Origin of the sequence: Sphingomonas mangrovi, assembly GCF_047975845.1 — a bacterium.
Classification (GTDB): domain Bacteria; phylum Pseudomonadota; class Alphaproteobacteria; order Sphingomonadales; family Sphingomonadaceae; genus Sphingomonas.
Genome location: NZ_JBIUCZ010000005.1, coordinates 110,529 through 133,547, shown reverse-complemented (window position 1 = coordinate 133,547; position 23,019 = coordinate 110,529). Strand labels below are relative to the sequence as shown.

Annotated in this window: 12 protein-coding genes; 1 reads left to right on the top strand and 11 read right to left on the bottom strand. The window is 71.2% G+C overall.

Going from position 1 to position 23,019, the window contains the following annotated elements:
• Positions 1–167 precede the first annotated feature (167 nt).
• Positions 168–1,466, top strand: a complete 1,299-nt coding sequence (locus tag ACBY01_RS04645; protein WP_416459602.1) for a M23 family metallopeptidase — start codon at positions 168–170, stop codon at positions 1,464–1,466.
• 21 nt (positions 1,467–1,487) lie between these two features.
• On the opposite strand, the gene ACBY01_RS04640 is transcribed toward ACBY01_RS04645, so the two are convergent.
• The 11 genes from ACBY01_RS04640 to ACBY01_RS04590 all read right to left on the bottom strand — a co-directional run bounded on the left by ACBY01_RS04640 (position 1,488) and on the right by ACBY01_RS04590 (position 23,013).
• Entirely contained in the window at positions 1,488–2,303 is an 816-nt protein-coding gene (locus ACBY01_RS04640) for a CPBP family intramembrane glutamic endopeptidase (protein ID WP_416459601.1), read from the bottom strand.
• Positions 2,303–5,395: a CHAT domain-containing protein gene (locus ACBY01_RS04635; RefSeq protein WP_416459600.1), complete on the bottom strand. Its 3,093-nt coding sequence runs from the start codon at positions 5,393–5,395 to the stop codon at positions 2,303–2,305. Before ACBY01_RS04635 ends, ACBY01_RS04640 begins: the two co-directional genes overlap by 1 nt.
• Positions 5,392–14,574, bottom strand: a complete 9,183-nt coding sequence (locus ACBY01_RS04630) for a two-partner secretion domain-containing protein (protein WP_416459599.1) — start codon at positions 14,572–14,574, stop codon at positions 5,392–5,394. The genes ACBY01_RS04635 and ACBY01_RS04630 overlap by 4 nt, the downstream gene beginning before the upstream one ends.
• A 9-nt stretch (positions 14,575–14,583) precedes the next feature.
• Positions 14,584–16,320 carry a ShlB/FhaC/HecB family hemolysin secretion/activation protein gene (locus ACBY01_RS04625; RefSeq protein WP_416459598.1) on the bottom strand — a complete coding sequence of 579 codons (1,737 nt, stop codon included), beginning with the start codon at positions 16,318–16,320 and terminating at the stop codon, positions 14,584–14,586.
• A 265-nt stretch (positions 16,321–16,585) separates the two neighbouring features.
• Positions 16,586–17,113, bottom strand: a complete 528-nt coding sequence (locus ACBY01_RS04620; protein ID WP_416459597.1) for a hypothetical protein — start codon at positions 17,111–17,113, stop codon at positions 16,586–16,588.
• Positions 17,095–18,012 carry an NlpC/P60 family protein gene (locus ACBY01_RS04615; RefSeq protein ID WP_416459596.1) on the bottom strand — a complete coding sequence of 306 codons (918 nt, stop codon included), beginning with the start codon at positions 18,010–18,012 and terminating at the stop codon, positions 17,095–17,097. Before ACBY01_RS04615 ends, ACBY01_RS04620 begins: the two co-directional genes overlap by 19 nt.
• 35 nt (positions 18,013–18,047) lie before the next feature.
• Positions 18,048–18,281 (bottom strand): hypothetical protein, encoded by a 234-nt coding sequence (locus ACBY01_RS04610; RefSeq protein ID WP_416459595.1) that lies wholly within the window; start codon positions 18,279–18,281, stop codon positions 18,048–18,050.
• Positions 18,282–18,389: 108 nt separating this feature from the next.
• Positions 18,390–20,975, bottom strand: a complete 2,586-nt coding sequence (tssH, locus tag ACBY01_RS04605; protein WP_416459594.1) for a type VI secretion system ATPase TssH — start codon at positions 20,973–20,975, stop codon at positions 18,390–18,392.
• A 96-nt stretch (positions 20,976–21,071) separates the two neighbouring features.
• Positions 21,072–21,605 (bottom strand): hypothetical protein, encoded by a 534-nt coding sequence (locus ACBY01_RS04600; RefSeq protein ID WP_416459593.1) that lies wholly within the window; start codon positions 21,603–21,605, stop codon positions 21,072–21,074.
• The gene (locus tag ACBY01_RS04595) at positions 21,605–22,099 is read right to left on the bottom strand and encodes a hypothetical protein (protein WP_416459592.1); all 495 of its coding nucleotides are present in this window, start codon (positions 22,097–22,099) and stop codon (positions 21,605–21,607) included. The genes ACBY01_RS04600 and ACBY01_RS04595 overlap by 1 nt, the downstream gene beginning before the upstream one ends.
• Positions 22,099–23,013, bottom strand: coding sequence for a peptidoglycan-binding protein (locus ACBY01_RS04590; RefSeq protein ID WP_416459591.1), 915 nt, complete (start codon positions 23,011–23,013; stop codon positions 22,099–22,101). Before ACBY01_RS04590 ends, ACBY01_RS04595 begins: the two co-directional genes overlap by 1 nt.
• Between the last annotated feature and the right edge of the window lie 6 nt (positions 23,014–23,019).

Sequence of the window (23,019 nt, the reverse complement as noted above, 5' to 3'; positions counted from 1 at the left end):
CCAAATAGCCTGCGCCGGGCAATAGCTTTCCCGGCGCCGCATCGCTTTGCCGCGCGTCTGCTCGCAACGGATCGAGGTGGTGCGTGAACGGTCGCGACGATCCAGAGCCCTCCTACGACCCGCGATCCTGGACGAGGACTGGCCCCGAAACGACACGAACGGCGCCGGTGCTCGCGACAACTTCGCCGAGCGCACAAACTACACGGCTGCACCGGGCCGCATCGGCACCCGACCACAGGATCGGCGGGCTGCCGAACCGGGCGGCGGCGATCGGCGCAGCGCTCGCGGTAGCGGCCGCCGGCGCCTTTGCGGCGCGCCAGGCACGGCCCGAAGCACCGCCCTCGGCAGCCGCCAGCCCCGCCGCGCCGGGCGAGCGCGTCGACCAGCGCATCCTCAACCTGCCCGCCGCCGATCGGCTGGTGCCGAGCCTGAAGGCACTGGGCATCGCCCCGGACGAAGCGGAGAAGGTCGGCAGCCTCGCGGCCGAGCAGCTGGGTGCGGCGGCCGGCGAGATCCGTCTCCAGGTCGTGCTGGTCGACATCGGCGGCGCCGCGCAGCTGCGCACGCTGGTCGCGACCCATGCCGACGGATCGGGGGTGACGATCGAGCGCAGCGGCGCCGGGGGGCTCGCCGCCAAGCCGCTTACCGCCCATCTCGTCCGGCAGCTGCGGTTCGTGCGCGGCGAGCTCGACGGCGAGAGCTTCTACACCTCGGCGGTGGCTGCCGGGGTCAGCGACGTGCTGGTGAGCGATTTCGCCAACGCGTTCCGCTACGACTTCGACATGCAGCGCGAGGTCTCGCCGGGCGACGTGTTCGAGGCCGGCTTCGAGCAGCGGGTCAACGATTCGGGCGAGCCGGTCGGTCCGGCGACGTTGGTCTATGCCTTCCTGTCGACCGCGGCCAAGACGCGCGCGCTCTATCGCTTCCAGCCGGTCGGCACCGAGGAGGCGGAGTGGTTCGACAGCAGCGGGCGCAGCAGCCGCCGCGCGCTGATGCGTACCCCGGTGGAGGCGGCGCGGATCAGTTCGGGCTTCGGGATGCGCGGGCACCCGATCCTGGGCTTCGTCAAGATGCACCGCGGCACCGACTTCGCCGCGCCGACCGGCACGCCGATCTTCGCCGCGGGCGACGCGACGGTGTCTTTCGCGGGCCCGAAGGGTGCCAACGGCAACTTCGTCCGGCTGCGCCACGACAACGGCTGGGAGACGCTCTACCTGCACATGAACCGCATCGCCGGGGGGATCGCGCCGGGCGCGCGAGTGTTGCAGGGGACCCAGATCGGCGAGGTCGGCACCACCGGGCGCTCGACCGGCCCGCACCTCCACTACGAAGTGCACATCGACGGCAATCCGGTCGATCCGCTGTCGATCGAGACCGGTGGCGGGCGCACCATCGGCGGAAAGGCGGCAGCCGAGTTCCGCAAGGTCCGCGACGCGATCGACGTACAGCGCGCGAACGGCGCGTGACGGGAAGTCGTCCGGTACGCCTCAGCCGCTTAGGCGCGGCGCCCGCATCCGAACCAGCACGAACGCGAGCAGCGCCAGCAGCGCGAGCGTCATCGCCCAGCTGGCGTTGAGCCCCGCGTCCGATCCGCCCCAGCCGCTCGCGCCCACCAGCTCGACGTCGAACACCGATCCGAAGGCGCCCACGCCGGGAGTGGGCTGGGCGCCGAACGCGAGCTGCTCGGCCGCATTCCAGCCGAAATGGGCCCCCGTCGCGCTGGCGATGCCGCCTTCGCGCAGCGCCAGGCAGCCGAACAGCACGCCGCCGAGCAGCATGTTGACGAGCGTCGGCCAGCCGCCACCCGAACCGTGGACGGCGTGCAGTCCCGCGAACGCCGCCGCGGCGAGGAGCAGACCGCCCGCGCGGCCGATCGCGCGCACCAGCAGCGGCTGGACGACGCCGCGGAACATCGCCTCCTCCGCCAGCACCTGCACCGCGACCGTCGCCACGCCGATCGCCAGCGCCGGGCCCGAAACGGCCGTCGCGCGCCATTGGGCCGTCCCCGCCAGCGCGCAGTAGCCGATCGCGAGCGACAGCCCCGCCGATCCGAGCACGATGCCGCCGAACAGCGCTTTGCCCGTACGATCCCCCGAACGGAAGATGCGGACGCCACCCAGCGCGCCGATCCCGATCGCCAGCGCGAGCAGCCCGCCGAACACCACCAGGGTGAAGACGAGCTCGCCAGCGACCGGCCCCTGCGCCGCCGCGAGCCCGCTCGCGACCGGCACACCAAGCAGCAGCCACAGCCACGCCGCCGCGAGCGCGAGCAGCGCCAGCCCGATCGATCGCGCCTGCGCCATCAACGCTGGGCGACCTGCCCCCCGCCCCGGGTCAGCATCGGCTTGGCGCTGTCCCCCACCAGGAAATAGGGCGCCCAGTAGAAGGGATGCGAATATTGCGGCTGAGCGATCAGCGATTTCTGCGCCTCGCGCAGCGCATCGCCGATCGTGGCGGTGCGCGCGGCGGCGTAGAAGCTGCGCATGAACTCGTCGCTCTCCTGCTCGGCGGAGACCTGCCAGTAAGTGGCGAGCACCGAGCGCGCATTGGCGGTGAGGAAGGCGCGCACCAGACCCTCGAGTGTCGAGCCGGCCTGCTCCTGTCCCGCGCTGCGTGCCAGCGCCTCGCCGCGCACGCCCGCCGCAGTATCGCAGGCCGAAAGCACCACGAGGTTCGCGTCGAACCGCAGCTTCGCGATCTCGGAGAAGTCGAGCAGCCCGTCCGACCCCGCGGCGCCGAACGAGGTCACCAGCGCCGGCGGCGACTTGGCGCACCCCCACATGCCCTCTTCCAGCCCGTGGGTGGCGAAGTGCACCACCTCGAATTGGTCGAGATCCTGACGCGCCTCGACCGCGGTGTCGCTGAACGGCCCGCCGGTCACCAGCTCCGCATTGCGGTCCCCCAGCGCGTCGGCGGCGATGCGCAGCTCGTTCGCGTTGATCGGCTTGAGCGTCCGCGCGACCGCGTTGAGCTCGTCTGCCGCCACGGTGCAGCCGAAGCCGACCCGCACCGTGCCGGTGAACGCCGCGACCGCGGGCAGCTGATGCTCGCCGAAGCCCAGGAAGTTGCGCCGCGCGCGCGATGGCGGCAGCGCGCGCGCCACCAGGAAGGAGCGCGGCGACAGCGCGGTCGAAATCGCCGCATTGGACGCGAGGAACGCGGTGTCCGAAAAGTCGAACGGATCTTCCCGCGTCCGATCGGGCGTATAGCGGGTGACGAGCACGCCGATCGGCAGCTGCTGGAGCGGTCCCGACGGATCGATCACGATCGCCTTGGTCCCGGCGAGCACGTCCGCCGCCGGCCCCGCGATCAGCCGGTACAGCGTATAGGCGCGCGCCTCGTCGAACGGCACGAGCTTGCCGCTCGCGAGTTCGCCGTCGATCGACCCGCGCAGCTGCTCGGCGAGCGTCGTCACCACCTGCTTGGCCGCGTCGCTGTCTGCGACGTGATAGAGGTAGGTGCGGTCGGCAGTGACGACCATGCCGTAGACGCGGCGGTTGAGCGTGGTCAGCTTGACGAAGCTCTCGCCCGGACGGAGCGCCGCGCGCAGCTCGGCAAGCGTCGCCGGGCTCTCGTCGACGGTGCGGTAGCGCGGGTTCGCCGCCAGTTGCGCGTCGACCTGCAGCAGCCGCTCCTCCGCGGCGCGGCGCGCCCGCTCGTATTCGGCGACGGAGGTGGTCGAGTCTTCCTCCGCCTGACCGGCGATGGCGTAGCGCAGCCGGGTGAGCTCGCGCTCCAGATCGGCCCGCTCCCGCACCGCCGCCGCGACCATCGGATCTGCGGTGACGACGTTGCGCAGTTCGGTGATCTGTCGCGCCACCGCCGGCTCGCCGGTCGCCTGCACCGCGCGGAAGAAGCGCTCGTAGGTGTCGTCGCGCGGCGACGACGCCGCCTCGCGCACCAGCAGGTCGAGATAGTCCTCCATCGCGATCGACCCGCCCGCGGTGGTCGCCCCCGATGCGATCAGCGTGTCGACTGCGGCGCCGAACGCCTCGCGCGCGTCCTTGCGCGACACGCCGGTGCGCGCATAGATCGCCGCGCGTTCCAGTTCGGCTTCGGCCACCGCCGGCTCGCCGCCAGTGCCGCCATTCGCGACCGAGCCGCGCCGCAGCAGGTCCACCGCACGGTCGAAGCTGTCGAGCGCCGCGTCGTACAGCCCGCTCCGCGCCTGCAACCGCCCCTGCTGGCGCGCGATGCGTGCGCCGAGCCAGGCGAGCTGGCCCTGCTCGATCCGTTCGTTGGACAGCGGGCGGTAAAGCGCCGCGGCGGCTTCGATCTCGGTGATGGCGCGGGGAACGTCGTTGAGCGCCAGCAGCGCCACGCTGCGCGCGTAGCGGGTCTGGGCGTCGAGCACGAGCTGCGAGAGCTGCCCGGCGTCCGCCACCGCGACGGCGTTCGGGGCGCTGCCGCTCGGCGTCTGATTGATGGCGGCGAGCGTCGCGGCGTCGTTGAGCGGCTGGTCGGCGACCGGCGCCGCACCGGCGCGGTCGAGGTCTGCCAGCGTCTCCTGGAAGGCGCCGCGGTTGAGCGCATCGAGCGCGCGATAGGTATCGCGCTTGCGCATCAGGAACACCGTTCGCGCCTGCGGGTCGGCACGGAAGATCGCGTCGGCGGCGGCGAAGTGCGCCTGTGCCGTCTCCGGGAAGCGGATGTTCGAATCGGCGAGCCCGGCTTCGAGCAGCAGTTCGGCACGCGTCGCCGGAGGCGTATCGGGACGCAGGCGGCTGAGCGCGTCGTTGAGCACGCGCGATGCCTCGACGTGCAGCCCCTTGTGGTTGAAGCCGATCCCCTGCGCGAGCGCGCCGGCGGTGTTCGACGGCGTCGCCTCTTCCGACGCGGGCGTACCGGGTGCGGCCTCGCCGAGCTCGGCCAGATCGACGCTCGCGGTGAGCGTGCGCGTGGTGTCGACGCTCGGCCGCCGGATACCGGACGCGACGGTCAGCGCCTCCTCGATCTGCGGCAGCAGCGCCGGCGCGCCCGAGGCGACGTAGCGCTTCCTGTCGTGCAACAGATCGATGCGGATCGAGGGCAGCCCCGTCACCTTGTCGAGGCAGTGGCCCGCCGTCGCCGGCTGGCCTGCGACCGTGATCGCCCGCCTCTCGCCACAGTCGAACTGGGCATCGACCGCTTCCAGCGCCGCTTCGCTCGGTTCGACCGCGCGCACGCTGCCAAGCGGCCGTGCGGCGGCGGCGTTGGAGCAGGTGATCGCATAGGCGCGCGCGAAGGCGTCGGGCGCGGCGGGATCGTTCCAGTTGCGCGCGGCGACGCACGGCTCGCCGGCGCCGTTGCGACCCAGGCTGAAGCTGTCGAGCCGGGTCGGCGGTGGAGTCGCGCCGCATCCGCCGAGCGCGGCCGCGACGCCGGCGAGCAGGACGGCACGGTGGAAACGGATCACTGCTGCGGCTCCCGCGCTGCGGAGGGTTGGCGGGAAGTCTCCGGCGCCTCGGGCGCGAGCGCCGGGAGGCCGGTGAGCAGTTCCTCGTTGTTGCCGCCGACGATCGGCGTGAACGGCACGGCGACGTCCTGCGAGATGCCGAACACCGCCTGGCTGTCCCATTCGAACACCTGGAGCGTCGGCTGGATGACGATGGTCGTCAGGCAGCCGGCGCCCGATCCGGCGAGGCAGCCGTTGATTCGGCTGCTCCCCAGCAAGCCTGGATCGATGTCGATCACCGGCCGACCGATCAGCGCCGCAGAGGCGCCAGCGATGCCGTTGATCCGCCCGAACACCGCCACGCTGCCGAGGCCCGGCGTGCCATAGCTCGACACCCGCAGCGCCGGCGCGATCGGCACGTCCGCGCCACCGAGCACCATGCCCGAGGTCTCGCCAGCGATGGCGGTGTTCTGGAACAGCGCATAGTCGCCGAAGCGGACGGTGAGCGAGCGTGCGGCGACCGTGGTGGTCGCCGACGGATCGAAGAAGCCGCCGCCCAATTGCGGATTGTAGAGCACCGAGTTCGGGTTGCCGATCAGCGCCGCCGCCTGGTCGCGGCCGGCATCGCCCGGCAGCAGCGTACCGATGAAGTTGGGCTCCAACCCGACCGCGATGCGATCGCCGCGCAGCTCCAGATCCGCACCGTCAACCAGCAGCCGCCCACCCGCGTCGCTGGTCGCAATGACGTGGATGGTGCCTGCGTTGCCCGCTCCGGCGTCGCCGCCGATCCGGATCGAGCGCCCGGTGCCGGTGGAGGACACCACGCCCGTGACCTCCACGTCGCCGGTCGAGAGCATCTCGATCGTGCGCCCCGCAGCGGCGGCCAACGACAGCCCGCCGACTTCGAGCTTCCCGGTCGCGGCATCGAAGCGGAGCGTGTCGGCCCCCACCCGCGCGACTTCGGCGTTGGAGAGATGGAAGCCATCGCTTTCCGTACCGTCGCCGATGCGCAGCGCCGTCCTCGCCGGGTCGCGCGTCGCAAACCGCACGGTGCTCGCGCGGACGTCGCCGGTAAGCTCGGCATCGCCCGCGACCAGGTCGATCGACGACCCGCCGCTGAGCGCACCGACGGTCGCCAGCCCCGCCGCGTCGATGGCGATGCCGTTCGCGGTTCCGCTGCCCAGCGACAGCGCACCCCCGCTGGTGAGCGCAAGCCCGCCGTCGGCGCGTGCGCTGCCGATGGTCATCGTCGCGCCATCGGCCTTGAGCGTGCCCTTGGTGCCGAGCGCACCGGCGGACAGCTCGCCCGCCGACCCGAGCGTCAGGTCGCCGCCCGCGCTCGCGTCGCCGATCGCCAGCGCCTCGCGCGCCTCGACGAGCAGCTGGCGCGCGGCCGCGATCGGTCCGGCGACGTCGATCCGCCCGCCGCGCAGCCCGATCGCCCCTGCCGACTCCACACGATCGAGTCGCGCGCTTCCCGCATCGACCGACAGGTCGCCCGCGGTCGTGCGCAGCGACACGCGACCGCCATCAATGCCCGACAGGCTGCCGGGCGTCTCGACCGTCAGCGTCCCGGCCTCGACGCCGGCCGCGATGATCGCGCCGCCGCGCAGCGCCGCGGCACCGACCACCTTGGCCGTGCCGATCGCGAGGCCGTTGCCGCTGCGCAGGTCGAGGCTTGCGGCGTTGAGATCGCCGGTCGTCACCGCGCCTGCGGCTGCTTCGATCGCCAGCGCGCCGCTGCTGTCGATGCGGCCGGTCCGCAAGTCGCCCGCGCCGAGCGTCACTGCCATCCGACCGACGCGGAGGTCGCCGGTTTCGAAGTTGCCGTCGTGGACCAGCCGGTCGAGCGCGTTCGTGCCGTCGAAGCCGCCGATCGACCCCGCTTCGACGCTGCCGAGCCGGATCGCCCGGCCGCTGCCGGCACGAAGCCCCAGCGCCGCACCGCTGCCCGGCTGCGCCTGCAGCACCGTGTCGCCGAGTTCGATGCCGCCGGCAGCGTCGAGGACCATCGCCCCGCCCGCGCCGCCGGCACCGCTGACCAGCGTCAGCCCGCTGCCGCCGCGAATGTCGCCGCTCGTCGCGGTCACCGTGACGGCGCCGCCGGCGCGCTGGGTGACGCCTGCGCCGCCCAGTTGGACGCTGCCGCCGGTCACGCGATAATCGCCGCCGGCCGTCACCGCGCCATCGACGCGAAGCAGATCGCTGGCTCCGACCGCGACGTCGCCGCCGGCCGAAGCGCTGCCGAGCACGAGCCCGCCGTCGGTCGCCGTCAGCGCCAGCGCCCCACCTGCGTCGGCGGAGGTCAGCTCGATGGTCCCGCCACGCAGGTCGACGGCACCGGTCGCTCGGAGCGCCGCGCCACGCACCGCGCCCGCGGAGCCGCCGATGGAACCGCCCGCGAGTTCGGTGAAGGACAGATCGCCGCCGATCGCCACGATCAGCGCCTGGGCTGCAGCCACGCGTCCCAACGTCGCCCCGCCGCCCGCCGTCAGACCGACGTCGCCGCGCCCATCGACGCTTCCGAGCGTCAGACTCCCAGCGCCGGCATCGATCGCGAGCGCACCACCGACATCCGCCGTGCCGATCGCGATCCCCGTTCCGCGCACGGACGCGGCACCGGTCGACTGCAGCGTGTCGCCATAGATCGCACCGGCCGACGCCTCGACCGATTCGCCGCTCAATTCGCCAAACGACAGGTCCTCCCCAACCGTCAGCTTGAGCCCTTCCGTGGCGGCTACGGTGCCCAGCGTTGCGCTGCCGCCCGCCAAAGTCACGCTCTTACCCATGGCCGTCCCAAGCGTCAGCGCACCGACGCCAGCGTCGAGCGAGAGCACACCGCCGACCTCTGTCGTGTCGATCGCAATCCTCGTGCCGCGTACGGTGGAGGTGCCGGTCGAACGCAGCGTATCGCCATCGATCGCACCCGCCGACGCCTCGACCGATCCGCCGCTCAGCTCCCCGAACGACAGATCCTCACCGATCGTCAGCTTGAGGGCTTCGGTGGCCGCTATCGTGCCCAGCGTCGCGCTGCCGCCCGACAGAGTCACGCTCTTGCCCGTGGCCGTCCCGAGCGTCAGCGCACCGACGCCAGCGTCGAGCGAGAGCGCACCGCCGACCTCGGTCGTGTCGATCGCAATCCCCGTGCCGCGCACGGTCGCGGCACCGGTCGCACGCAGCGTATCGCCTTCGACCGCACCTGCAGAGGCCTCGACCGATCCGCCGCTCAGCTCCCCGAACGACAGATCCTGCGCGATGGTCAGCTTGAGCGTTTCGGTGGCGCTGACCGAGGCCAGCGCTGCGCTGCCGCCCGAGAGCGTCACGCCCCGGCTCGTGGCCGTTCCGAGCGACAGCGCACCCGTCCCCGCATTGATCGCGAGCGTTCCGCCCGCATCGACCGCGTCGATCGCGACGCCTGTACCGACCACCGTCGCGGCATCGGTCGCGCGCAGCGTGCCGCCGTCGATCGATCCTGCGGTCACGCCGACCGTATTGCCGGCGAGTTCGCCGAAGGAGAGCGTACCCGCGTTCAGCGTCAGCGCCTGTGCGGCGGTGACCGACCCCAGCGTCGCCGAGCCGGCAGTACCGAGCGTCACCGTACTGCCGCCACCGACCGTGCCGAGCGACAGGTCGCCCGCCCCGGAATCCACGCTCAACGCACCGGCCGCACCGATCGTGCCGATCAAGACGCCGTCTCCGGCAAGCGCCGCGGTTCCCAACGAGCGCACCGAGTTGCCGGTGATGAACCCGCCGCTGGCCTTGATGGTCGCGCCGGAGACGTCGGTGAACGACAGCCGCTGGCCGCCGCCCAGCACCAGCGCGCCCGACGCGTCGACGGTACCCAGCCGCGTCGCGCCGACCGAATCGAGCGTGACGGCGCCGCCGGTGACCGAACCGGAAATGGTCAGGTCGCCGCCGGTTGCACGCAGGGTCACCGCATTGGTGCCGCCGTTCACATTCCGCGCGCTCAGCGAACGGGCGGAAATCGAAATGTCGCCTCCGCCGATCACATCGCCCAACTGCGCATCGGTACCGACCGCCAGCGTGAAGGCGCTGCCCGTCCGCCACACGAGATCGACGCCGTTTCCGCCCTCGGACCGAAGCGCGCCGTTGGGCGCGAGGATGGTCAGGTCGCCCCCGCTTTCCAGCGACGGCGTGACGATATCCCCGCCCGAGCCGATCGTGAGCGACCCGCCCGAGCTGACCCCGTTGGCGACGCTGGTGTTGAAGCCTGCTCCCGTGGAGGTCAGTGTCGCCGTTCCGCCCGCCGCGACGCGCGCCGCCGTCAGCCCGGCGCCGGCGAGGAGCGAGACGGCACCTTGGGTGGTCGTCACTTCGCCCAGCGTCACGCTGCCCGCGCCGGCGTCGATCGCAACCGCCCCGCCGGTGGTCACGTCGCCGCCGGTCAGCGCGCCGGTGGCCGCCGTCGCGGTCAGGCTCGCTGCTCGGAGTGCGCCGAAGCGGACGCTGCCGCCGGACAGCGCCACCGCGCCGTCGGTGGTGACGTCGCCGACCGTCGTATTGCCGGCATCGCTCGCGATGGTCGCCGCACCGGCCGCGTCGATCCGGCCGGTGATGACGTCGCCCGCAGCCTGCAGCGTCAGCGGCCCGCCGAGGGTGAGATTGCCGGTGCGGATCGCCGATCCTGCCGCAGTGGCGCCGGTCGCGGTGAGGCTCGCAGTCGTCACGTTGCCGACGGCGATACCGCCGCCATCGGTGCTCAGGCCGACCGCACCGAGCGTCCCGGCATCGAGCACGGCGCCGTCGAGCGCGATGGCACCGCCGGTAGCCGACAGCGTCAGCGTCGCGCCGTCGGCGCCGTTCGCGCCCGCCCGGATCGACAAGCCGCCGCCGTTGGCGATCCCGCCCGCGCTCGCCGTCGCGGTGTAGCTGCCCCCCGCTCGCTGCGCGCCCCTCAGCGTGAGCGCGGACCCGGCCAGCGTGACGTCGCCGGTCGCGCCGATGCCGCCGGTCGCGGCAACCGTGCCGCCGGTGCTCTGCAGACGGACGCCGCCGCTCTGCGCGTCGATGCGACCGGCTGCGGTGATGTCGCCCGCGGCGGCAAAATCGACGGCGCCCGCACGCGCGATCACCTCGCCTGTCGTCGAGATCGCCCCGCCCGCTGCGGACAGCCGCACCGCGCTGCCGTCCGCGCGACCGAGCGAGAGATTGCCGGCGGTCGCCGTGAGATCGATCGCCCCGCCCTGTGCATCGCCGACGGTCAGGGTCGCGCCGGTCGCGGTCACGCCGGTCTTGCCGAGCAGCGTTCCTGCGCTCACCGCGCCCGCGCTGGTCAGCGACACCGCCGCATCGCGGCTTTCCACACGGCCGAGGCTGAGCGCGGTGCCGCTTGCCAGCGTGATCGCGCCGCTGGTCGACAGGTCGTTCTGGATCGACAGCGTGCCGTTGCTCGCCCGCAGATCGATGCCCTGGCCCTGGCCGGTCACCGCGATCGCCTCGACCGTGACGTCGCCGCCCAGGCTTTCGGCGGCGAAGCCCTGCACCAGGTTCAGCCGTCCGAACGTCAGCGAGCCCTGCGAGCGGAACGCACCGCCCTGCCCACCGTCGAGCTGGTCGAGCATGCCGAGCGATCGTGCGGTGACGTCGCCCAGCACCAGCGGTGCATCCGCAACGCCGTTGAAGATTCGCACGTCGAGCGCGCGGTTCGCCCCGCCGGTGATCGTGCTGCCGTCCGCCAGGACGATCCCTTCCGGCCCCGCAGCCTGCAACCGGATGAAGTCGGCTTCGTCGCCGCTGGTCGAGGTCAGCGCTAGCGCCCCGCGGCTGGCGATGCCGCCGCTGCGCGCGAGGAGGTCGATCTTGCCCGCGCTGCGCACGCTCTGCCCGTCGAGCGCCACTGCGTTGCCGCGCAACGTCAGTTCGCCCGCGTCGACGTCGCCGCCGACGGTCAGTGCTCCCCCGACGTCCGCAACGATCGCGCCCCCTGCGGTCAGTGCACCCACACTAAGGGCGCCCGGGGCGGTGATCGAGATGCCCTGCGAGGCCGAGAGGGCCGCCGTTGTAATTCCGCCTTCGGTAGCGCCGATCCGCAGGCCACCGGCAGTCGCGGCGACCGCCTTCGCCTGAACGGTGCTGCCCGACAGCGTCACGCCGGTGCCGGAGACCCGGCCACCGATGGTCAGCGCCGCGTCCGTCTGTGCCGCCGCGGTGCCGCCAGCGGTGATGCCGCCCAGGGTGATCGCGCCCGGCGCCTTCACCGATACGTTCCGGGTCGCGGAAATCGCGGCGGTCGTGACGCCGCCGGTGCTCGCCGTCACGCCGACGCCGCCGTTGGTCGCGGTGAGCGCGCCCGCGTCGACGGCGGCCCCCGACAACTTCACTTCGCGCGCCGAAACCGTACCGACCGTCAGCGCCCCCACCGCCTCCGCCGTGGCAGAGCCGCTCGCGGTGATGCTGCCCGTGAGGATCGAGCCCGGCGCGGTCAGCGCGACCTCGCGCGCCGACGCGATGGCGTTGGTGACGATCGAGCCCTCCGTCGCCGTCGCGATCACACCCTCGTCCGTGGTGGTGAGCGCACCGGCGACGATCGTGCTGCCCGACAGCGTCATCGCGCTTGCGGAAACGTCGCCGCCGATGGTCAGGGCCGCGCCCGCCTGCGCGTTCGCCGTGCCGCCGGCGGCAATGCCACCGAGCGTGATCGCCCCGGGCGCCTTTACCGAGACGTTGCGGGTCGCGGAAATCGCAGCGGCAGTGACGTCGCCCGTGCTCGCGCTGACGCCGACCCCGCCGTTCGTCGCGGTGAGTGCACCGGCAGCGACCGTGCTTCCGGACAGCTTCACTTCGCGCGCCGAAACCTTTCCGACCGTCAATGCGCCCGCCGCCTCCGCGGACGCCGAGCCGAGCGCGGTGATGGCGCCGGTGGTGATCCCGCCTTCGCTCGCGATCAGCCGAACGGCGCCCTCCGTAGAGAGCGCGCCCGTCTCGACGGCGCTTCCCGACAAGATGAGGTTTTCCCGCAGCGATACCGCACCCGTACGCAGCGCGCCGGTGCGAGTCAGGCCGTCAGCGAACTCGTCACTTCCTACCGCGCCGGAAAGCGCGCGTGCCTCTACGTCGCCCAGGCTGACGGCACCGGCGGCGTCTGCCGAGCGGATCTCCACAGTGGTCGAACGATCGGTACCGCCGGAGAGCTTCGTGTCGGCTGCGAAATCGATCGCACCGCCACCCGCCGCCGCCGCAACCCGCGCCGGGTCGATCGCCAGGGTGAGATTTCCCCTGTCGTTGTCGTTGCTGTCGGAAAGCAGCGTCAGTCCGGAGAGGCCGGTGATGCCGCCGCTTCCGGCCGTGATCGTGATCGCGCCGGCCGCCGCTTGCTGAACGGCACCGCTCCCGCCGAGGATCACGCGATCGGCATTGATCTTGTAGTTGGCCCCGGCATCGACCGCCCCGGTCACGGCGACGCTCGTCGCCGGTTTGGTGCCGCCGATCACGATGTCTTCGCCCGCGCGCACGCCTCGAAGGGTAATCGCGCCCGGGGCATCGATCGTTACGTCGGAGCGGGTTCCCGCCCGAATGTCGCCGGTTACCGCGATGTCTCCGACCGCCGACAGCGTCACCGCATCACCCGCCAACAAAGCGGCGGTCGAAATACCCGCGGCAGACTTCAGGTTGATCTCGCCACCGGCATCGACCGCGCCGGTGGCGATCGATGCGGCCTCGATCGACAACCCGTTGTCGATCTTCACGTCGCCCAGCGTCACCCCGGACGTGAGCGTCAGCTTCTCGTTCGGTCCGCCGTTCCCGACCTTCCACCGCAGCGTGGACGCGGCGACGTCGCCGATCGAAACGGCGTTGGCTGCGTCGCGCAACTCGAGGGTCAGCCGCCCATCGCGGCCCCCGGCGTTCAGCGCGCTTTCGGTTCCGAGCAGGATGTCGCCTGCCTTCGCGCCCTCGGTTCGCAGGATCAGGCTGTCGTTGCCGCCCGCTCCCGACCGGAGCGTCAGCGCGCCGCGGCCGGTGATGTTGCCGTCCGTTGAGCGCACCGAGATCTTGCCGCCGGCGGTTTGTTCGACGGCGTTCGCGCCGCCCAGCGTCACCCCGGCACCGGCGAACGTCAGGTTGCCGGCAGCACGCACGGAGCCGGCGACATCGAGCGCGGCTTGCGCTTCGATCCCGACGGCTCGCGCACTGACGATGTCTCCCCCGAAGGTCGCAGCACCGCTGGCGGACGCAAGAACGCTCCCGTTCGTCTTCGTCGACAGGGCGCCGCCGACCGCCAGCGCGACCGATCCGTCGATCCCGGCCGCGTTTCGTGCAACCTCTACACCATCGATGCCCGCGCCGGGCTTGCCCGCCGACAGGACGATGCCTCGCGACCCTGCGGTCGCCGTCACGTTCCCATCGACCTGCAGCAGCGAGTCAGTGATGTCCGACTTGGAGGCGAGCGCGAAGATGGCGTTGCGCCCCGCGACAGTACCGCTGACGTATTGGCTCCGCCCCTTGACCTCCGTTCCGCTCTTCAATGTTACCGAGAGCGGACTGTTTTGGTTATAGGTTAGCGTGACATCGGACGCCGTGACGAAGGCCAAGTCCTGGTCGCCCGCGTCGAAGGTTCCGGCTGCCTCAATCTTGGGCGCTACCATGACCAGGCCGCGGTTGCCGCCCTTCAGCGTGATCTGCGCGCCGTTCGCCACGGTGATCGATGATCCGCCTTTGCCGGCGTCAGCCTTGAAGTTGAACGAAGCGTCCGAACCGGAGTCCAGTATGTTGTCGGTCGGCTTCAGCGTCGTGAGCACTAACGAGCCTGTGTTGAGTACCGCGCCCTGTCCGACAACGATCCCGTTCGGGTTATACACCCAAACCGCCACGCCCTTATCGCTTTCAAGCCTGCCGAGCAGTTGCGACACATTGGTCGAAACATCTTTATTTAGGACTGCTACGTTCGCCGCATTCGTGCCGTTAGTGAACTTCGCCGCCGAATCTTCGGGAATATTGAACCCGTTCCACTCAATGACAGTGCTTCCGGTTTTGAGCTTGACGTTGAGCTGCCCGTCTCCCGGGGTGGTGATCTCGGCGACGCCGCTCGTGACCTTGCCCTGCGTCGGGAGCTTCACCTCTCCCGTCGCCTGCGCGTGCGCCAGCGCCGGAAACAGCGCCAGGCTGCCGAGTGCGGTGGTGAGCGCGAGGACGCGCCGGCGGACGCGACGGGAGCCGGAGACGGACGGAACGGAAGCGGCCATGGTCGGCTCCTATCGTGCGCGATCGCGCAGCTGGACGGTCAGCGAGGCGAGCACCCGCGCGGGCGGGCGTTTCTCGTCGAGCAGCAGGGCCCGATCGAGCGGTTTGGCGTAGGTGAGGTCGAGCACCAGGCGGTTGGGCAGCGACAGCCGCACCCCGCCCCCGGCGCTGTCGAAGGTGCGCGCCCCCTCCAGCCGCGACCGGTCGAGGTTGCGCAGGTGCAGCACGTCGTAGAAGCCGTAGACCTGGGTCCCGACGGACGAGAACACCGGCAGGTCGGCGCGCGCCTCCAGCCGGGCGCCGGCCGCGCGATCGCCGCTGTTCGAGCCGGGATCATAACCGCGCCCGATGGTGAGGCTGCCGAGCGCGAACTCCTCGTAGTTGAGCAGCGGATCGTTCGCCCATTGCGTCTGCCCGACCGCCGCGATGCTGAACACCGGCCCCAGATAGGCGGTGGCGTCCACCACCCCGCGGAACACCAGCGCCCGCGCGTTGCCCTCCAGCCGCGAGGTCAGCTCGCCGCTCTGCAGGCCCGGCTTGCTCGCGTCGAGGATCCCCAGCCCCTTGCGCAGCTCGGCGGTGGCGGCGACGGTCAGCCAGGTGTTGCCGTTCGCGTCGACAAACCGCCGGTCGGCGTCGACGCCCAGGAAGGCGACGCGCAGCTTGTCGCGGGTCAGCGTCACCGCATTGTCGCCCCCGCCGACCCGCGTGGTCTGGTCGACGAAGTCGAAGCCCAGCCGTGCGCGGGCGTTCTGCCGCACCGAGCGGATCAGCGGCCGGGTGAGATCGAAGCCGCCGATGAAGGTGTTGGTGCGCAGATCGAGCGCACCCAGATCGGGCCGCGACCAGGCGTAGCTCGCGCGGCTGCCGAAGCTGGTGCCGCTGTCGTCGATCTCGAAGATATGGCCGCCCTGGACGATCCGCTGCTCGCGCAGGTCGGTGGTCGCCGACACGCCCAGATAGGTGATGTCGGCGAGCCCGCTCAGCCCATAGATCTCGCCCCGCGCATAGAGCGTCTCGCGCCCGAGCAGCCGCGAGTTGTAGTTCTGCGCATTGGCATAGACCGCGAAACGGCGCGAGCTGACGGTGAGCTCGCCGATCACGGTCCCCTGCTCGCCGCCCGAGGGACGCAGCGACAGTGCGACGTCGAGGCCCGGCACGTCGCCCGCCAGCAGCAGCAGCCGTTCCGCCTCGCGCTCGTTGAGCGGGTCCATCGCCTGGATCGCCGCGAGGCGCCGCCGCAGCAGCGGCTCGTAGCGGCCGGCATCGCCCCGCACGCGGATGTCGACGATCCGCGCGGTGACCACCTCCAGACGGAGCACGCCGTCGGCGATCTCCTGCGCGGGGATCTGGACCGAGGCGACCCAGCCGCCGCGGCGCAGCGCCTCGTTCGCCTGGTCGCGCACCGCACAGACCACGGCGATCGGCTGGTCCCCGGTCGGCAGCGTCAGACCGGCGAGCGCCTGTTCGATCTGCGGTTGCAACGCGGCGCCGCCTGGACGGGTGAAGCGCACCTCGCTGACGTTCACGCGCAACGGCGACGCTTCCAGCGCGCAGTTGCCTTGCGCGAAGGCACCGCGCGAATCGACCTGAGCGGTGGTGTCGCGCGGCTGGTCCGGAGTCGGCGGGGTAACTTCCTGACGCGTCGGCAAGCCGGACTGCACGCCCTGGGCGGCAGCGGGTGCCGCCATCAGACCCGCCACGACCGCGCCGATCACTCCGGCGCCCGCCCCGATACGCTGTCGCAACACTGCCCCCTTCGAAACCACCGGACAATCAGCGCCGCACCGTTCGAAGTCTACCGATCGGCGACGATCCTCCTGCGCAGTCGTGTATTCTTCCGACGGCGCTCCGGTCAAATACCAACAGCGTCCAAGTCGTCGAAATATTGGTCGTCGCGAGGCCTTCGGGAGCAGCGAGGCGACCAAGTCCCGCAACGGCACAGCGCGAGACTAGCGACGAAAGCACGGCCCGGCGGTCCGGGGGCGTCCGGCAAATCGACCGAGTGCCCGATTACTCTTCCGGATAGACCTCGGTCAGGTACCAGCGACCCTTGATCTGCTGGAACGTCAGCGGCCCGACTCGCCGGAAGCCGAGGGGCTGGCCGTCCCGCTGCGGCGCGGCCGCGTCGCCCAGGACCTGCCGCAGCGTCCGTCCCGTCGGATCGATCGGCTCCTCGCTGGCGAGCAGCCCTGCGACGATCGCCGGCACCTCCTGCGGCGAGAGCGTTGCGATCGGATCCGAGTCCAGGATGCCGTGCGACGTCACCTCGGGCGCGCTCGCGGCGGCGACGCCGGCCGCATCCCCCGCCAGCGCCGCCGCGCGGAACCGCTGCCAATAGGCGTCGAACTTCTCGTTCGCCGCCGGAGCCGGGGACGACATGGGCCGGGGCGCAGCGACGGTCGCCGTCGGTGCCGGTGCCGGTGCCGCCACCACCTCCGCGTCCTCGGTGGCCGACCCTGCGCCATCGCTCGGCTGCGCACCACACGCGACCAGCAGAGACGCCGCCAGTGCCGCAAAGATCATCGACCGGTCGGCCATCGCATCGCCCTTATGTCGTAGCTGCTGAGCCGGAAGTTCGACTCTTTCACCTGGTTGCTCTGATTGCCGCCCAACAGCGTGATGTGGGTAGCGGTCTTGGACACGAAGAAGGCGACGTGATTGCCGCTCGACGATCCGGTCGCGCGATCGTGTCCGCTCCGCGCGGTGCGGATCTGGACGATGCAGCCGTAGCGCAGCTCTTCCAGCGGCTGGCCCCAGTCGATCCAGCTGGCCGCCGCCGCGCTGTTGGTGCCGCGGATGCCGACCTGTTTGAGGCACCAGTTCACGAAGGAGGAGCACCACGGCACCGAATCCGGCTGGCTGCCGAGCGTCGTGGTGGCGTGATATTCCATGATGCGCCGGTTGTTCCCCGCTCCGGCGACTTCGGCCACGAACTTCTCGGCGTTCGCCACGCGCATCCACGGCACCGAGATCGCGGTGCCGGGCCGCTCGAGCGACCCGCCGCGCGCGGGCCGCGGCGCGGGGCTCGCCGGCACCTGCGTCGCCGCCGGCCGGGCACCGCCGATCGGCAGCAGGCGGACGGAGGGGATCGGCACCGACCGCGTCGGCGTGCTGGTGACGGCCGGCGCGGCACCGCCCAGCGGCAATTGCCGGACCGAGGGGATCGGCACCGCGCGGGTCGGCTGCCCGCCGGTCGCGGGCGCGGGCGGCAGCGCCGAACCGCCGATGCCGAGGCTCTTCCACGTCTGCGGCCCGACGACTCCGTCCACCTCCAGCCGGCGCCCGGCCTGGTAGGTCCGCACCGCGCGCTCGGTCATCGCGCCGAACGTGCCGTCCATCTCCAGCGGCGGCCGCGGCTTCGCCGTCGTGTTGAGCAGATGTTGCAGCAGCTGCACCTGCTGCCCCCGGTCCCCGCGCTCGATCGTGGCAAGTCGCATCGGCTACTCCACCTCCCTCTCACCCTATTCGCTGGTTAGCGCGCCTTCCGGCCCCCGCGGGCCGCGGTGCGACGCCGTGGGGCGATCCCCCACGCGACCAGCGTCGCCCCGCCACCCAAGAGGCAGATCTCCGGCCAGGAATCGGTCCACTTGTCCATGTTGGTCATCCGCCCGAAGTACGGCGCACCCGATCCATAGGCTTCGATCCACAGCTCGGCAGCGGCCCATGACGCGACCGCCACGACAAGAACAGCCGAAAACAATCGCATAGCGTGCATTTAGCGAATCCTAGACTTGGATCGTGGTCGCACCATATCCGCCGAGCAACCCGCCGGGCAATAGCTGCCATCACCCGGCGGAAAGCTCGACGTTGCTGATCAGGCGGCGATCTCCGCTTCCGGCAGCTTCCGTTCGTCGGCGCCTTCGAAGACGTATCCCAGCCCGTCGCCTTCGACGCGCACGGTGATGCTTCGCACTTCTTCGCCACGCGTCCGCCGTTCGAGCAGCGCGACCGACATGTCGGGCAGCATCGTGTTGGTCAGGATCGCGTCGATCATCCGGCCGCCCGACGCCGCCTCGGTGCAGCGCTCGACGATGTAGGCGACGACCGGCGCGTCGATGTGAAGCGCGATGCCGTGATTGTCGCGGATGCGGCGCTCGATCCGGCCGAGCTGGAGCCGGACGATGCCGGCGAGCATCGTCTTGCTGAGCGGATAATAGGGCAGCACCGAAAGCCGCCCGAGCAGCGCGGGCGGGAACACCTTGAGCAGTTCGGGCCGCAGCGCGGTGGCAAGCCCTTCCGGCGTCGGCGCCATCTCCTCGTCCTCGGTCAGCGTCGCGATCAGATCAGTGCCGACGTTGGAGGTGAGCAGGATGACGGTGTTGCGGAAGTCGATGTGGCGCCCTTCCGCATCGTTCATGAAGCCCTTGTCGAACACCTGGAAGAACATTTCGTGGACGTCGGGGTGCGCTTTCTCGACCTCGTCGAGCAGCACGACGCTGTAGGGCCGGCGGCGCACCGCCTCTGTCAGCACGCCGCCTTGGCCGTAGCCGACGTAGCCGGCCGGCGCGCCCTTGAGCGTCGAGACGGTGTGCGCCTCCTGGAACTCGCTCATGTTGATGACGATCATCGAATCGTCGCCGGAGAACAGCAGCTCGGACAGCGCATGCGCGGTCTCGGTCTTGCCGACGCCGGAGGGCCCGCACAGCATGAACACGCCGACCGGCTTGGAGGGATTGTCGAGCTTGGCGCGGCTGGTCTGGATGCGCTTGGCGATCGCGTCCATCGCATGGTCCTGGCCGACGACCCGCGTCTTCAGCGCCTCGCCGATCGAGAGCACGCTGGCGATCTCGTCCTTGACCATGCGGCCCACCGGGATGCCGGTCCAGTCGCCGACCACGGCCGCCACCGCATCGGCATCGACCACGCCGAACACCATCGGATCGTCGCCCGCCGCCTCTTGGGCGGAAGCGATCGCGGCATCGAGAGCGTCGCCGTCGTCACCCTCGCGTGCGGCGCGGACCGCTTCGAGCGCGGCCTTCTCGCGCTCCCACTTGGCTTCGACCGTCGTCACCGCCTCGCGTGCTGCCTCGATCTCGGCGTCGAGCTCAGCCAGGCGATCGTCGCGGCGGTAGCGGCCCTGCGCCTCGCGCTCGACCACGCCGCGCTCCGCCTCGAGCAGCTCCAGGCGACGGCGGCGATCCTCGACGGGCGCTGGCGTCGCGTGCTGCGACACCGCGACGCGCGCCGCCGCGGTGTCGATCAGGCTCACCGCCTTGTCCGGCAGCTGGCGCTCAGGCACATAGCGCTGCGACAGCGTCACCGCAGCCGCGACCGCCTCGTCCAGCACCACCACCTGGTGATGCGCCTCCATCATCGGCACCACCGAGCGGAGCATGTCGATCGCGACCGGCGCCTCCGGCTCGGCGACGTCGACCGTCTGGAACCGACGGGTGAGCGCCGGGTCTTTTTCGAAATATTGGCGATATTCGGCGTAGGTGGTCGCCGCGATCGTGCGCAGACGCCCGCGCGCGAGTGCGGGCTTGAGCAGGTTGGCGGCATCACCGGTGCCCGCCTGACCGCCGGCGCCGACCAACGTGTGCGCCTCGTCGATGAACAGGATCACCGGGCTCGCCGATCCCTCGACCTCGTCGATCACCTGGCGCAGCCGCTTCTCGAACTCGCCCTTCACCCCTGCGCCCGCCTGCATGAGCGTGACGTCGAGCGCGCGCAGCGTGACGTTGCGGAGCGCCGGCGGCACGTCGCCGTCGACGATCCGGCGCGCGAAGCCCTCGACCACCGCGGTCTTGCCGACCCCCGCTTCGCCGACCAGGATCGGGTTGTTCTGGCGGCGGCGCAGCAGCACGTCGACCAGCTGGCGGATCTCCGCATCGCGGCCGACCACCGCGTCGATCTCGCCCGCGCGCGCCTTGGCTGTCAGGTCGGTCGAATAGCGTGCCAGCGCCTCGCCCGCCGGTGCCGCACCGCCGGTAGCCGCGGGGGCGGCAGACGTCGGCGCCTCGGCGGCCACCGTCGCCTCGACAGACGGCTTGACGATCGCGGCGAACTCGCTGCCTAGCCGCTCGAGCTGGACCTTGCGCCATTCGCCGCTGATCGCGAACAGCGCGTTGCGCAGCGTCGGCGTCTTGAGCATGCCGTAGAGCAGATGGCCGGTCCGCACCTTGGCGGCCCCGAACTGGAGCGAGGCGTAGAGCCAGCCCTTCTCGATCGCCTCCTCGATCTGCGGCGCGAAATCGGAGATCGCCGAGGCACCCCGCGGCAGGATGTCCAGCGCCCCGACCACGTCGCGCGACAGCGCGGCATCGTCGATCGCGAACGCCGCGCGGATCGCGGCGATGTCGCCGGTCGCATCCTGGCTCAGCAGGTGGATCCAGTGCGCGAGCTCGACATAGGGGTTGCCCCGCATCTTCGCGAGCGCGGTCGCGGATTCGATCGATTGCAACGCAGCGGCATCCAACCTGCCGAAAAGCGACGCACGACTGATCTCGGTCATCATTCCCCCTTGGTGTTCCTCACGCCCCGCAGGGCCCGTGATGCGTTACGAAACGAGTCGGCGCAGGGCCGGAATGGTCTTGGCACCGCTGTCGAGCGCGCGGCTCGAAGCCTCCTCATCGATCAGGAGGGTGTTGTTCGACCGGTCCCAGTCGATGACGATCGGCACGCGCTCCACGGCGTCGCGCGAATAGCTCTTGAAGATCACGCCGATCCGGGTCGTGGCACCGCTCAAGAGGATGCCGACCGCGAGCGGACCGCCGCAGGTCTCCGCCTCGTAATTGCCGTACCCCAGCGTCGGGATCAGCATCGTGTCATCCCCCTGGACGGTCGCAACGAAGCACCCGGCGAAGGTGGTGCCAGGCATGTTCCCCTCGCCCGTCAGCAGCGTCGCGGCCGTGCTGCCGCCGTCCAGGACCCGGAACGATTGCGCCGCCGCGACGGCCACCTCGGTCATCTGCTGGCGTTTCGCCTCGGCGAGCACCGCCGTGCGTGCCGCCGGCCCGGCCGGACCGGCGAGCGTCAGCGGCGCCGGGGTTGCGGTGGCGCTCGCCGCCAGCGCGACCAGCCCGGCGAGCATCACGCCTGACACGTGTCCGCCAGAAGGCCGAATCCGCTTTCGAGTTGCTCGCCGGCGTTGCCCTTCTCCGGATCGTTGCCCTCCGGCACCGCCACGACATGGTTGCCGCTGCCATCGTCCAGCGCGATGCTGCGCGTGCCGGCGGTGGTGCGGCCGGCGAAGTTGCCGACGTGCGACCAGTCGATCGTCGTCGCGCCCTCGTCAGTCGCGAAGGTCGTGCGGCAGCGATCCGCGAGCGTCACGTCGCGGATCTGCTCGCCGTCGATGCTGCCCCCGGCGACCAGGATCTCGCGCAGCAGCGTGATGCCGGTCGCATTCGAACGGTCGATGGTCGGCGCCTGCGCCTCAGATGTCGCGGCTACTACCGCGGTCGGAGCTTCCGCCGACGGGGTCGGCGCAGGCGCGTCAACCGCGTTCGCCACCGCATTCTCGGCGGGCGCGCCGCATCCCCCCAACAGTGCTGCGAGAAACAACCCGCGCATCCCGTTCCGCATCACGCATACTCCCCATACAGAAACATTCTGGCCTCGGCATCGCGCCGACGGACCAGGCTGGCAACCCGCTGGCCGCGCGACGTGACATGGCGCTTGATCTCGACCATCGCGTCGTGCCCCCTGCCTTCGTTGACCAGGCGCGCCGTCGTCGGCCAGCCGCCGCCCGGGTTGTAGACATAGGATACCAGCGCATCGAATTCGTGCTGGTGCAGCGGCACGCGGATGCGGCGCTTGACGATCGCCTCGTAATGCGGTGCGACATGGACGATCAGCTGCTGCTGCTGCGCCTCGGTCAGGTTCAGCACGTCGCGGTTGTTGCGAACGAAGGCGGTCGCCTGCGACCCCGACAGTCCTGCCCCCTGCGCCGCGGCGCGCGCCGATGCGGTCGGCACCTGTACCGCCTCCAGGTCACGCTGGATGCTCGCGGCGCTGCGATCCTTCATGTCGTAGCCGGCGCCGATCGTCACGCCACTGCCGCTGGTCGGATGGTGCAGCCGGTTGCTGACGCCGCGCTGCGCCTCGTGATCGAAGATGAACTTCCGGCCGAGCCGCGAGATGTGCATCTCGGCAACCGGGCTCGCCTGGCCCCGCGGGGCGGCGCCGGTGGTCGCACGCTGCCGTGCGCCGTTGACGGCGGGACCAAGTGCACCTGGGCTGCGGCTGGCGCTCGCCGGAGCGGCCGGCACCGTCCGGCTGCTGCCGGTCGAGCCTTGGGTCAGCGCGCCCATCGTCCGGGGGCCGGCAATGCCGTCGGGAGGATAGAGGCCGGCACGCCGCTGATAGGCGCGCACCGCACGCTCGGTCGCAGGCCCGTAGATGCCGTCGGGTTTCAGGTCGGGCTGATAGCGCTTCAGCATCGTCTGCAACGCACGCACCTGATCGCCGCGACTTCCGATCCGCAAACTCCGGACCATTCCGAT

What these genes read in the sequence shown, in the direction of transcription:
- ACBY01_RS04640 (WP_416459601.1), bottom strand. Translation starts at nt 2,303, where the DNA reads ATGGCGCAGGCGCGATCGATCGGGCTGGCGCTGCTCGCGCTCGCGGCG.
- ACBY01_RS04630 (WP_416459599.1), bottom strand. Translation starts at nt 14,574, where the DNA reads ATGGCCGCTTCCGTTCCGTCCGTCTCCGGCTCCCGTCGCGTCCGCCGG.
- ACBY01_RS04620 (WP_416459597.1), bottom strand. Translation starts at nt 17,113, where the DNA reads ATGGCCGACCGGTCGATGATCTTTGCGGCACTGGCGGCGTCTCTGCTG.
- ACBY01_RS04615 (WP_416459596.1), bottom strand. Translation starts at nt 18,012, where the DNA reads ATGCGACTTGCCACGATCGAGCGCGGGGACCGGGGGCAGCAGGTGCAG.
- ACBY01_RS04610 (WP_416459595.1), bottom strand. Translation starts at nt 18,281, where the DNA reads ATGCGATTGTTTTCGGCTGTTCTTGTCGTGGCGGTCGCGTCATGGGCC.
- ACBY01_RS04600 (WP_416459593.1), bottom strand. Translation starts at nt 21,605, where the DNA reads ATGCTCGCCGGGCTGGTCGCGCTGGCGGCGAGCGCCACCGCAACCCCG.
- ACBY01_RS04595 (WP_416459592.1), bottom strand. Translation starts at nt 22,099, where the DNA reads ATGCGGAACGGGATGCGCGGGTTGTTTCTCGCAGCACTGTTGGGGGGA.
- ACBY01_RS04590 (WP_416459591.1), bottom strand. Translation starts at nt 23,013, where the DNA reads ATGGTCCGGAGTTTGCGGATCGGAAGTCGCGGCGATCAGGTGCGTGCG.